The sequence below is a fragment of the Persicirhabdus sediminis genome (assembly GCF_016595495.1).
GTDB lineage: Bacteria > Verrucomicrobiota > Verrucomicrobiia > Verrucomicrobiales > Akkermansiaceae > Persicirhabdus > Persicirhabdus sediminis.
Genome location: NZ_JAENIM010000041.1, coordinates 1 through 12,316 on the forward strand (window position 1 = coordinate 1; position 12,316 = coordinate 12,316).

11 protein-coding genes are annotated in these 12,316 nt (G+C 48.7%); 6 read left to right on the forward strand and 5 right to left on the reverse strand.

What is annotated here, in order from left to right; genetic code table 11:
* Positions 1-31: 31 nt before the first annotated feature.
* Entirely contained in the window at positions 32-1,231 is a 1,200-nt protein-coding gene (locus tag JIN82_RS10795; RefSeq protein WP_200311657.1) for a transposase, read from the forward strand.
* A 40-nt stretch (positions 1,232-1,271) separates the two neighbouring features.
* Here the strand turns inward: JIN82_RS10795 and galK are convergent, their stop codons facing one another.
* The gene (gene galK / locus JIN82_RS10800; protein WP_200311658.1) at positions 1,272-2,450 is read right to left on the reverse strand and encodes a galactokinase; all 1,179 of its coding nucleotides are present in this window, start codon (positions 2,448-2,450) and stop codon (positions 1,272-1,274) included.
* 75 nt (positions 2,451-2,525) lie between these two features.
* The gene (locus tag JIN82_RS10805; RefSeq protein ID WP_200311659.1) at positions 2,526-4,265 is read right to left on the reverse strand and encodes an ABC transporter ATP-binding protein; all 1,740 of its coding nucleotides are present in this window, start codon (positions 4,263-4,265) and stop codon (positions 2,526-2,528) included.
* Positions 4,266-4,419: 154 nt separating this feature from the next.
* Here JIN82_RS10805 and JIN82_RS10810 point away from each other — a divergent pair, with 154 nt between their 5' ends.
* Both JIN82_RS10810 and JIN82_RS10815 read left to right on the forward strand, forming a co-directional pair.
* The gene (locus tag JIN82_RS10810; protein WP_200311660.1) at positions 4,420-5,220 is read left to right on the forward strand and encodes a hypothetical protein; all 801 of its coding nucleotides are present in this window, start codon (positions 4,420-4,422) and stop codon (positions 5,218-5,220) included.
* 35 nt (positions 5,221-5,255) lie between these two features.
* Positions 5,256-6,059, forward strand: coding sequence for a hypothetical protein (locus JIN82_RS10815; protein WP_200311661.1), 804 nt, complete (start codon positions 5,256-5,258; stop codon positions 6,057-6,059).
* A 141-nt stretch (positions 6,060-6,200) separates the two neighbouring features.
* On the opposite strand, the gene dnaG is transcribed toward JIN82_RS10815, so the two are convergent.
* Positions 6,201-8,039 (reverse strand): DNA primase, encoded by a 1,839-nt coding sequence (dnaG, locus tag JIN82_RS10820; RefSeq protein WP_200311662.1) that lies wholly within the window; start codon positions 8,037-8,039, stop codon positions 6,201-6,203.
* Positions 8,040-8,139: 100 nt separating this feature from the next.
* On the opposite strand from dnaG, the gene JIN82_RS10825 reads away from it, so the two are divergent.
* Positions 8,140-9,156 carry a chorismate-binding protein gene (locus JIN82_RS10825; protein WP_234041939.1) on the forward strand — a complete coding sequence of 339 codons (1,017 nt, stop codon included), beginning with the start codon at positions 8,140-8,142 and terminating at the stop codon, positions 9,154-9,156.
* 48 nt (positions 9,157-9,204) lie between these two features.
* On the opposite strand, the gene JIN82_RS10830 is transcribed toward JIN82_RS10825, so the two are convergent.
* Positions 9,205-10,158, reverse strand: coding sequence for an MBL fold metallo-hydrolase (locus tag JIN82_RS10830; protein WP_200311664.1), 954 nt, complete (start codon positions 10,156-10,158; stop codon positions 9,205-9,207).
* Positions 10,159-10,201: 43 nt separating this feature from the next.
* Between JIN82_RS10830 and JIN82_RS10835 the strand changes: the two genes are divergently transcribed.
* On the forward strand, positions 10,202-10,858 hold the full coding sequence (locus JIN82_RS10835; protein ID WP_200311665.1) for a hypothetical protein: 657 nt from the start codon (positions 10,202-10,204) through the stop codon (positions 10,856-10,858).
* A 388-nt stretch (positions 10,859-11,246) separates the two neighbouring features.
* Positions 11,247-11,639 (forward strand): hypothetical protein, encoded by a 393-nt coding sequence (locus JIN82_RS10840; RefSeq protein WP_234041940.1) that lies wholly within the window; start codon positions 11,247-11,249, stop codon positions 11,637-11,639.
* On the opposite strand, the gene JIN82_RS10845 is transcribed toward JIN82_RS10840, so the two are convergent.
* Complete coding sequence (locus JIN82_RS10845) at positions 11,636-12,265, reverse strand: arylesterase (RefSeq protein ID WP_200311667.1); 630 nt, start codon at positions 12,263-12,265, stop codon at positions 11,636-11,638. The two genes, JIN82_RS10840 and JIN82_RS10845, sit on opposite strands and share 4 nt — an antisense overlap.
* Between the last annotated feature and the right edge of the window lie 51 nt (positions 12,266-12,316).

Sequence of the window (12,316 nt, forward strand, 5' to 3'; positions counted from 1 at the left end):
AAGCCACTGATTCTGTGCGATATTGGTGATTATGAAATCTCCAGAACCATTGCAGAATCAACAAAAACCAGTGGCAAGTAAGCCGCTTACGCCGCTGCAGTTGGCGGATTGTAAAACGGGTTTTTCTGGTGGCGCGGCGGGCATGATTTGTGCGCCGCCATCGGGTGGGCATGTGCGCATTGTTGGCGATGATCGGCACTCGTATTGTTACCACGTGATGAGTCGCACGGCGGGTGGAGATTACCTGTTTGGCGACCAGGAAAAAGAAGCATTTTTGCGCATCATGTGGCGCATGGCGCGCTTCTCAGGCATAAAAATCCTGACTTATTGTTTGATGGATAACCATTTTCACTTGCTCATTCGCGTGCCTAGCAGGGTGAAATTTAACGCCAAGTTTGAAGCCTACGAGTCACAAGGTAGGCCAGACGAAAGACCGACGCAAACCAAGCAGCAAGGAGAAGAGCGGCTGATCGACCACCTGCGAACGCTGTATAGCAAAGCGTACATCAGCCAGCTGCGAGCCGAGTTGGCGCACATGCGCGCCAATGGCATGGAGCGCTATGCTGATGAGCAACTAACTAAATACAAAGAGCGTTTTTGTAACTTAGAAAAATTCGTTAAAGAACTTAAAGAGCGCTACAGCCGGTGGTATAACAAAACTCACGGAAGGCGCGGAGCGTTGTGGATGGGCCGCTACAAAAGCGTGTTGGTAGAATCTACTAACAAACCAGCCGAGCACGAAACCGGTGAAGATTTCACCGCGCTTCATGCGATCGCCGCCTACATCGATCTTAATCCAGTTAGGGCTGATCTCGTTAGCGATCCCAAAGACTACCGATGGTGTGGTTACGCCGCCGCGCTGGCTGGCAGCAAACGCTGTCGCTACGGGCTCTGCGAGGTGATGCGCGTAGCGCAAACTAGCTGGAAGAAAAACGCCCATCGATACCGACTCTGGCTGATAGAAGACGCTGCCATCACTAATGAAAATGCCAAATCCCAGCTGGAAAATGAACGTGCTAGAGAGGGCAAAATCTCACCCGCCGAGCTACTGCGGCACAAAATAAAATACTTCACCGACGGCGTGGCCATCGGCGGCAAAGCCTTCATCAACAATCAATTCAGAACTCACCGCAAAAAATTTGGCAAGAAACGCAAGCAAGGCGCCAAGGCAATTTCGCCAGCTGGAGAAATGACTATCTCTATCTACTCGCTCAGGCATTTTCACCAATAAACATCGCTACGTAAGTTCTCTAGGGTAGAAAGTTTTGAGATTAGACTTCAGCAGCAGGTGTCGTTAGTGAACCAGCTACGATACTTGGGCAAAAAATCATAGGCGTTTGGTGAGTGGCAATACGGTATTTGTCGTAGATCTCTTCCATGACATGTCTAACGCTATCTTTCTGCACTAAGGTGATTGTGGAGCCGCCAAACCCACCTCCTGTCATTTTGCTGCCAAGCACACCGCCCTCGTGACCGATTGTTTGGGCTATGTTAGCCATGACGTCTAACTCATAGCAGGTAGCTTCATAATCATGCTGCAACGATTGGTGGCTGGCATTCATGAGTTGGCCAACGTGGTCGTAGTCGCGTTCAGTCCATGCCGCTAGAGCAATTTTAGATCGCTCGATTTCAGCGATCACGTGGCGGCTACGTTTGTAGGCGAGATGGGAAATATCATCTTGGCGTGCTTCTAACTCAGTCATGGTGACATCACGCCACGATTCTTTTTCTAGCAAGCTAAGTGTATCGTCGACTTGGCGCCTGCGAGATGCATACGAGCCGTCGTTGAGGTGGTGGTATTTTTTTGTATTGGCTACAATCAAGGCCAACTCGTCGGTCGGAAATGGTACGTAGCTAGAGCTGATGTCACGGCAGTCTAGCGAAATTAAGTGATCCTGTTTGGAAAAAATGGTGACGTAAGGGTTCATGATGCCACAAGGCACGCCTGCAAAACTGTGCTCGGCTCGCTGGCACAATATCGCTTTGAGCGTTTTATCTAGCTGGACACCTATCAGTTGCTCAACCATGTGAGCGGTACAGCATTCAAGTGCAGAGGTACTTGATAGACCAGAGCTACGCGGCAGGTTGCTATGAATGTAGGCCTGAAAGCCAGGGATGTCGTGATAGCCGATATTATGAAATCCATCGATGATGCCGCGCACATAGTTAGCCCATTCAGGTTCGGATGTGATGAGCTCTACATCTAGCGGAATCTCAGTCATGTTTCCAGCTGAGTGCATGCAGATTTCACCTTTCAGCGAATCAGTTTTACGAAAGGCAATGACGATGTAGCGGTCGATTGCTGCTGGTAGAACAAGTCCGTCGCAGTAGTCGATATGCTCGCCTATCAGGTTAACGCGGCCAGGCGCCGAGCTGTAATAGTCCGGCTGGTGTCCGAAAATCTTGGTGAATGTCTCACCAGCTTCTTGCATGAGTTTGGCTAATGCCATGACAACTCAACTTAACTCAGGTGATAGAAAAATAAAAGTCTTTAGGTGAAGATGACGGGGGAATTCTTCACAATCTTAGTTGTCGGCTTGTTGTTGCTCAGTGAGAAGCGACTGGCGGCAGAGCTTAGCATAATGGCCGTCCAGCTGGATGAGCTCGTCATGTTTGCCTGTCTCTATGATGCATCCGCGCTCGAGGTAGTGGATTTGGTCGGCATTGCGAATGGTTGAGAGCCTGTGGGCAATCACAAAGGCGGTGCGGTTTTCCATTAGGTTTTCCAGCGCCTGTTGGATGAGCCGCTCGGTGTGGCTATCCACTGCTGCTGTCGCTTCGTCTAATAACAAAATTGGTGGGTTTTTAATCAACGCTCTAGCAATGGATAATCGTTGGCGCTCGCCACCTGAGAGTTTCACACCTCGTTCACCAACGATGGTATCCAGCCCGTTGCTGAGTTCGCGGACAAATCCAGCAGCATTGGCTGCTTCAAGCGCATTCCACATTTGTTCGTCACTTGCGGATCGATCAGCTAACAACAAGTTGTGACGCACGGTATCATTAAATAAAAATGCATCTTGGGTGACATAACCAATTTGTGAGCGCAGTGATTGTTTATCCATTTTGTTGAGCTCAATGCCGTCCACAGTGATAGATCCTTCATTGTACTCGTAGAAACGCGTGAGCAAGTTGACGATGGTAGATTTACCAGCGCCAGTAGAACCAACTAGAGCAACCATCTGACCAGGCTTTGCTTCTAGCTGGATATTTTTCAGCGTAGGGATATCTCCATAGGAAAAGCTAACATCGTTAAAGACAACATGGCCATTAGCTGGGCTCGGCAGCTTGGTGCCGCTATGCGCTTGTACTTCATCATCGGTATCAAGAATGAGAAAGACACGCTCAGCCGCCGCTCTGGATGATAGAGCCATTTGGTTAAGTTGATGGAGTCGGCTGATAGGATCGTAGAGCGCCCAGATCACTGTGAGGAATGCAACTAAAGTACTGATTTCACTCTGACTGTGGATGATTTGATAGGCGCCGACACCTAGAACTAGAATGTACCCTAGCGAGTTTAGAAAACTCATGCTAGATGAATAGATGGCCCATGCGCGCATGACTTTGAGAGTGGCTGATTTGAGCGCGGATGATTTCTCGTTGAAATGCTTCAGTTCAGGTTCTTCAGCGGCGTATGATTTGATTTGTCTAATGCCAGCAATGTTATCGTGCAGCATTGAGTTCATATTATCAGTAGCCTTGCGCACGTGGCGGTGGCGATCCTGTGAGTGGCGGCTGTAAAAGTATGCTGAGATTACTAAAAAGGGCAGAGGAGCGAGGGCGCACAGCGCTAAGGTTGCATTTTTAGTGAATAAAAAGACGCTAACAACGATGACTTGGAGGATGGCAATGAGGCCTTGCTCGATACCGTCGATGAGCAAGCGTTCCATCATCGGCACGTCTTCTGCCACTCTCGTCATAACGTCACCTGAGCGACGGTTATCAAACCAGCGAACTGGCAGCCTCTGAAGTTTTTTGTATAAATCTGAGCGCAGATCGTAGATGACTTTTTGCTCGAGGTGGTTGTTAAGAATAATGCGCAGATAGTTTAATAAGTCGCGTGAAAAGAAGGCAGCTAAAGCAATGGAAATATAGGGAAAAAGCATTTCATGGCGTCCATTTTCCAAAACTTCACTAACAACAAGGCTAGATATTTGCGGAAAAACAATGACCAGCAGAGTCATTGCCACGGCGCAAATTAGAAGTCCACTAGCAAGAGCGGGGGATCGTTTTATGTACGCAAATATGCGGGTTACAGTGTTCATGTTCGTTTGACAAAATTATGATGTGTGGGGGGATAATGTAAAGACATGGCTGGTTCGTTTAAAAAAGTATGAACTTTTGAGTTGCCGCCCCCCCCGTCGGTCTCCTAGTGTCACGACTACACATAAAATACTCAGGAACTCACGCACACAAATCATGTCGAAAATATTTATTAGTCTCGCTGTTGTCTTTTCATTGATGGGCGCTTTTCTCTGGTCGAAAAATGGTACGGCTCTGGAAAAGAACAAACAAGATACAGAAAACGCTGAGCAAAAGTACGCTCAATTACAGAAAACCTTCACGCAAAGTGTTGCGGAGCTTAACGGCCTGAATGATGATATCAAACAAGCTGAAGCTGACATCGAAGAATCTCAGGCCAAACTGGCTGAAGTTTCTAAGCAGCGTGAAGAGATCAAATCTAAAGTTGCTAGCATTGAGAGCAAGCACGATGACCTCGTAGCTGCACTTGAGCGCGCTAAGGAAGATTCAGCAGATCTACCTAAGCCAGACGTTATCATTCCACAAATCAAGGAGCTCAAAGCAAGATCACTGCAGGTGGCTACAGATTTGGCTGATGCCGAATCACAGCTGGCTAACCTCAACCAACAGAAAGCTCGTACTGATGTTGAGCTAGCTAACTTCAATGAAAAATTAGCGGCTACTAGAAGTGGAAAATCATTTCCGAATTTAAAGACACGCGTATCAGCTGTCTACCGCAACTGGGGTTTTGTTCTTCTATCAGCAGGTGACAAACAAGGTGTTGTTACCGGATCAATTCTTGACGTTGTTCGCGACGAGGAAGTTGTAGCGAAACTACAAGTGACTGCAGTAGAAGCAAACAAAGCATCTGCTAACATCGTCAGAGAGTCTGTAGCTGAAGGTGTAAATCTTCACCCTGGAGATGTCGTCATCGCTGAACAAACAATCAGTGCCTCAGAAGTTGCAGTTATCAAGTAATTGCTAGAATCGAAAACCATTACTGATTAAAGATCATGAAAGCTATTATTTATGGAGTTGTAACGGCAGCCGCTCTCGGTGGAGCTTATGTTTCATACCAACAAAAAACTGAGTTTGAAGCTAGCATCGAAGAACTGGCAGGTGTTAACCAAAACATCGAGGTTCAGCTAGGCAATAACCGCAACAAAGAGAAAGAAGTAGAAGCAGCTAAGGCTGACTACGATACTAAAAACAATACGCTGTTGGATGCTAACGGCGATCTCGAAGTTGCAAACAAAGATTTACAAGCTGAAACACGTTCCATGCAGGCTATTGAGCGCAAAGTTGCCTCAGTACAAACAGAACTTGATAAGCAGATTGAGTCAGTGAAGCAGATCAAGGAGCTCTTTGGCGCCGAGAATGTTGAACTCGACGAAGTCGGTGGATTCATCACCGATCTGGAGAACGAAGTAACCAACAACACAGTTAAGCTGGAAGATACTCAGCTGCTTGTTGACGGAGCTCAGAAGGCAGTTGATAGCAATAACGAAGGCATTGCTTCTGTGAAGAAGCGTCTTGCAGATCGCTCAGCGCGCATTGCCTCCAACAGCAAGAGTGGTTTGGTAACAGCGGTGAACAACGACTGGGGATTTGCAGTGGTTAATGTGCCAACTGACATGCCTATCAATACTTCTACCAAGTTGATGGTAAGAAGAGGTAGCGACCTCATCGGCCGCCTCAAGATCTCAGCTATCGAAGGTTCACGTCTCGTTACTGACATCGACTACAAGAGCATGAAGCCAGGTGTTCTGATTCAGCCAGGCGACCAAGTGATTCTTCAGAAGCCAGTTGCTAACTAATAGCTGCTAGCTGAAATATTTTCCAATCACCCCGGTGCGACTGATTCGCATCGGGGTTTTTTGTTGTTTGAAAATGCAATCATTCTAACTGACTAAGAGATGTCAGCTAGGTGAGTTGGGGAAATTTCTCGCTAGCTTAAGTTAGCGAATCGCACGGTTAGTCATATTACCGAGCATCTCTTTGAGATCTTTAGCCTCCTGCATCATCGAGAGCAGCAGTTGGGGATCAGCTTGTACGGCTGGGTCAGCCATGCGAGCGCGCAGTGCCGCTTCCTTTTTCTGCAAGTGTGAGGAAATTAACATGCTAGATGCTTGTTCGGCAGCTAGCACTGGATTTTCAGCTGGAGGATCGCTGAGCATTGGACGCACCGCCATTTGGTCGCCTTCAGCTAGTTTGCTGATGAAGGTTTGTACCGCAGCTGGGTTGTCGCAATTTGGACGTTGCGATAAAATTTTCAACAGAATCGCCCCGCCGTAGCTTTGTTGTAGCGCCTCGTAGAGTGATTCGACTTGCTCGCACATCCATTCTTGAGCTTCGCTATGGCAGAGCGCCAGCTGGCACAGTGTGGCCACACTGCGATCTAGCTGGGTCGCTTGGACTTTCTCTTCCTGAGCTGCTTCTTTTTTCTCTCTAGCTAGCGTATAGGAATGCTCACGTTTGTGCTTTTTCTCCGCTCTAACAACGTCGTTGCGCAGTTCTTCAGCGCCGAGTCCCAGCCGGGTGGCAATTTGTAAAACCAGCGCATCTTTAGTGAGCTTGTCACCAACATGAGCTGCTAGGTCAGCTAGTTTGCGGGCGAGCTCGGCTTTTTCCTGAATAGTATTGAGGCTGGAGTTTTTGAACTCGTGGGCAAACTTGAACTCAAAAAATTCTTTAGCGTCATCTAGCAGCTGGCGGAATGCCTCGATGCCAAATTCTTTGATGTAAGAATCAGGGTCTTGTTTGGGCGGCATGCTAACGACTCGCACGGCAATTTTCTCAGCCGTTAGATGAGCGAATGCACGATCGGCTGCTTTGAATCCAGCTGCGTCTGAGTCGTAGCAGAGCACGACTTCTTTGGTATAGCGGCCGATGAGTTTGGCGTGCTGCGGAGTGAAGGCGGTGCCGAGTGGGGCGATGGCATTTTCGATGCCTTGTTCTGAGCAGCTGATGGCGTCGATTTGTCCTTCGCAGAGGAGGGCAAATTTGGCCTTCATGATGGGTCGTTTGGCTTTATCGAGGCCAAAAACAACACGAGATTTATCAAATACGAGGGTTTGTGATGAGTTGATGTATTTACCTGAGTTAGGGTCTTCTATCAGCTGGCGGCCACTGAAGGCGATGATGTCGCCGTAGTCGTTGTGGATAGGAAACATCAACCGGTTGCGGAAGCGCAGATAGAGCCCAGCATTGGGGTTGCGGTCATTTTTCAGCGCACAGATGCCGGCGTCTACCAGCTCGCGGCCAGAGAATTTTTTCTCTTTGGCCCATTTAAAGATGACCTGAGCATTATCGGGCATCCAGCCCACTAACCATCGCTGAGCCATTTCACCGCCAAATCCACGACCGCGCATGTAGTCGCGCGCGTGTCGGCAGTCCGGTGATTTCATCAGCAGCTCGTTGAGGTAGCGAGCGAGTGCGTTGTGCAGTTCTTTCAGTCTAGCGATGTGTTTGCGTTTGCGCTCTGAGGCGGGATCGTAAACTTCTTCGATCACTGGGATGCCAGCTCTATCAGCGAGCCTTTTCACCGCCTCTGAGTAGGGCAGATTTTCGTAATCGCGGATGAACTTGATAGCGTCACCACTGGCGCCACAGCCGAAGCAGTGGTAGAACTGGCGCACTGGGTTGATATTAAATGAAGGTGTGCGCTCGGAGTGAAATGGGCACAGCGCGACGTAGGCCGAGCCGTTGCGTTTCACCTCGATATAAGATCCAATGAGGTCAGCGATATCAGTAGCGGCTAGCACTTTCTCGCGGGTTTCATCAGGAATCATTGGCATGTCATTTTTCTACTCCACAGCGGCCAAGATTCAAGCCATTTGAGCAGCTGGAAGCATCACGCGCTTGACCACACCGCACAGGCGTGTTCCCTTTGACTTGATGAGCGCATTGCCAGCTGAGTTTGCATTTATTAAAGTGGGTTGTGGAAAATTCCTTATTGGACACGGTCCATTTGAGTTTTGTGCCCAGCAGCCAGCTGGCCAGACGGCTTTTTACATCAATGATTTTTTCCTGCAAAACAAGCAGCCGTGGATAGTGCCAGCGCGCACTGAGTGGGTGGACTCTCTGACCGAGCTACTGCCAGCTGGCGAGAGTGTGAAGATTGCTTGGAGCAAGATGGAGGCGGATGCCTTTGCCGAAGTATTTGCTCAGATTAATGATGCCATTTCGGTGGGATTGATTGAAAAATCAGTGCCTGTAGCGGTGCAGCAGGGGCAGCTAGTTGAAGGCACCGTGCTGGATATTTTGGCGACTATGACCGAGCTGGACGAGCCTTTCATCAGCTACGGATATGTGGCTGGCGGCAAAGGATTTTTTGGCGCCACCCCTGAGCTATTGTTCAACCTTAAAGGTAAAGTTTTGCAAACAATGGCGCTGGCTGGAACCGCCAAAGCCGACGAGCGAGAAGTTTTTGCCGTCGATCCCAAAGAGATCCGCGAACACGCATTTGTCGCCCAAACATTGGTGGCCAAACTCTCTGACATCGGCGAAGTCGAGCAGGGGAAACGTGGCATGATGGACCTTGGCGAAATTGTCCATTTCCTCACACCTATCGAAGTGGAATTGTTTGATTATCGTGCGGTGGAAGATTTGATCCGCCGCCTGCATCCTACACCAGCTCTCGGGCCGCTGCCACGCACGCGCGAGACGATGAAGATGCTGGAAAATTGGCGCAGCAAGCTAGAATGCCCGGTGCATTTTGGCGCTCCATTTGGGCTAGCTCACGACGGTGAATTCACCTGTGCGGTAGCTATCCGTGGCGTGCACTTTTCTGGTGAAAATCTCAGCTTGCCATCTGGCTGTGGCGTGATTGAGGCTTCGCGGCTGATGAATGAGTGGCGCGAACTTAGGCTCAAACGTGAAGCGGTGAAAAAAGTCTTCAGCGCACTTTCATAGCTGGAAAGTAGCTAACAGCCAGCTGAGGGAATAATCTAGCTGGAATCGTTAGAATAACTCAACTTGTTCAGAAAATTCAGATGCTGGCAGCTGAGGCGTACCGCAGAGTAACCAGTCAGTTGGAGTGTCCTGATGCGCCGCGTGTACTTTGGTATGTGGCAGCTTCAATTTTTTCAGGCACTTCAGCATCGTCTTAGTGGCTAGATCTGGGCAGTTGCAGTCGCCGCTGAGGTGAATCAAGGTGACTTGTTTGAGCCGCTCGCTGTGAACTTTTTCTACCAGCTCGCTGGTTTGTTCGTTAGATAGGTGACCGTGGCGCGAGGCAATGCGTTGTTTGGTAGCCCAACTGCGTCTGCTATCAGCTTCTAGCATATCGTAGTCGTAGTTGGCTTCGAGCGCGAGAGCATCACAATCTTTGAGTCGGTTAGCGATGGAATCGGTGATGTAGCCAACGTCACTGAGCGATCCGAGGCGAATGCCGTCGGCTTCGAGCACAAATCCAACAGGATCTGCGGCATCGTGCGGAATGCTGAATGGATCGATAGTGAATGGCCCGAGGCTGAACTTCTGGCCAGACTGAAAAATTCGCCATTGGATTTGGCTTTTCATTTTGTGCATGAGCACCTCGCGTGTCAGCAAGTTGGTATATACGGGGATTTCGCGTTTGCGCAAAAGCACATCCAGCCCGCCAGCATGATCAGAATGCTCGTGGGTGATTAGGATTGCCGAGATAGAATCTGGATCGACGCCCAGTGACTCCATGCGCAGAACCAGTTGTTTGGCGCTGAGCCCAGCATCAATCAACAAGCGAATTTGACCGTATTCGATCAATGTCGCATTGCCTCTGCTGCCGCTTCCCAGTACTGCCATCCGCATCATGCCTGAGGATGTAGCCTGATTTAGCTCAGGGAGAAAATCAAATTTTAGAGAATTTCTATCAATCGCCTGATGAATAAGCGTTTGCGGGTACGGAAAAGTCATTGTCAATTGAAGATCGCTCATTTTCGTATTGTGGTCAGCTGAAATTCCCTGCAAGTTCTTCGCCATGAATGTGACTCAAATGCTATTAGGTGCTACTGCCGCCATGATGCTCGCGGCATTGGTTTTATCTATGAATAATAACCAAACTGGTGATTCTGGCCAAGCTGATCGTAGCCAGAGTGATTTGATTCGCGAAAACCAGCGGCTGGAAGCTGAATTGATGCGTATGCGTATGAGCCAAGCGGCTGCTGTGCCTGTCGCTCCCGCTCCTGTCTACACGCCAACCGTGCCAGTTGTACCAGATGAAGAAGCCCTCGCCGCTGAAATCGAGCGCAACATGCAGCTCGAAGAAGAACTTCGCCTGAAAGAAATCGAAGCCAAGATGGCTCAAGACGAAGCTATGGAAATTGCTCGTCACGACTTAGAAAAACGTAACCGTGATGCTCGTCGCGCTCGCGACATCAACATGGCTATGCTGATGGCTCAGGTGGTAGAATGGACCGATGAAGAAGGAATTCAGTTTGCTATCATCGATGTGAAAATGCCTGACCTTGTCAACGAAGGCATGACGCTAGGCATTCGCCGTAATGGAGGCATTGTCGGTCGCCTGCAAGTTTCACGCATTAGCTTCGAGGGCAACTTTGCTGACCCTCTGCCAGCTAGTTTCCCTGGCGGGGTTGATGTGAAAGTCGGCGATGAACTTATTGTTGTGCCTGACTAATCTACCTGTCAAATTATCAAATTCTCGCGCTGGGTCATATTGGCTCAGCGCATTTTTTTTGTCTAACTTGAGCAGTTAGCCTGTTAGTCACTGCTCTCTCTTAATTCTTAGCGAATCATATGTTTTTATATAATAGGTCATACATGTCATTTACTGCTAAGTAATTAGCTAAAAGTTGCGCACGAATACCAGCGGCGATAAACGTTTGAATACTCTAATGGGTTTGATGATGTGTTAGCTGATCTGTTTTATCCTGATTGTCTGCCTATTTATATGGATAGAGGGCAAATAAAACAGGGTGATGATGAATCAAATACTGATCGTAATAGCAGGATTAGTGGCATGTAGTCCTGCCATGTTAGCCGAGAATTTAATAAAAAACGGCGAAATGAAAACAAACCTCAACTGGAAAGGCGATAAGGCTTTTGTCGTTGAGGATGATCAGCGCTACCTACTTCTGGAAGGTAGTTCTGGGCGTACGGTAAAGGTATCGCAGAAATTTGATACCGAGGGACTCGATGGCGTCTTAGTTAAGTTTGTCTATAAAAGTGCTGATTACAAAGGCTCGGGCTTGCGCCTTAGATGTATTGCCGCTGGAGAAATTGCCAGTAACGAAGAGTTTGAAATTAAAGTAGATGGCAAATGGCACGAGCTCAGCTGGCACTGTAGCGAGTTGCTGAGCAGTTTTGATCACACCCTGTCAATTGAGCTAAAGGCGGGAACTGGCAAAGTCCTTATCGATAAAGTTAGCGTGACAGCTGTGACTAATGAAAAAAATTAGTTCCCCTGAGTCAGAGTCTTGAGTTGTTGATAGACTTGCTGGGCGATGATTTCGTGCCCCTTAGCGTTTGGGTGGATGCCGTCGGGCAAATTGAGTTCTTTTTCCATAGCCACACCATCTAGCAAGAATGGGATGAGGTGAACTTTCTCGGCTTCAGCTACTTGTGGGTAAATCTCGCGAAATGCGGCGGTGTAGTCATCGCCCATATTGTCTGGCATCTGCATGCCAGCGAGCACGATGAGCATGTTGGGCTGTTTCTCCTTGGCCTGTTTGATTATGGTTGTGAGGTTTTTTGCGGTGACTTCTGGCTGGATTCCCCGCAGGCCGTCATTGCCACCTAAGGCGATGAATAGAATATCAACTGGCTGGCGCAGCAATATGGGTGCTCGGCGAGTTCCTCCAGCTGAAGTATCGCCACTGAGACCCGCATTTAGGCAGCTCCAGCTGAAACCGTCGGCTTTGGCTAAGTTTTCTAGCAGCGATGGATAGGCTGCGGATTTATCCAGTCCGTAGCCAGAGGTGATGCTGTCGCCGAGAAAGATAATACGTTTTGTAGCTTGGCTGGATTCGTCAGCAAGCGCCCATGGACTAATGAGCAGAATGATCAAGGTGAGAAGTGATTTCATGGCGATGTTTCTATCATGCGCATGGATTTTGAGATGTCAATTTGCAGAATG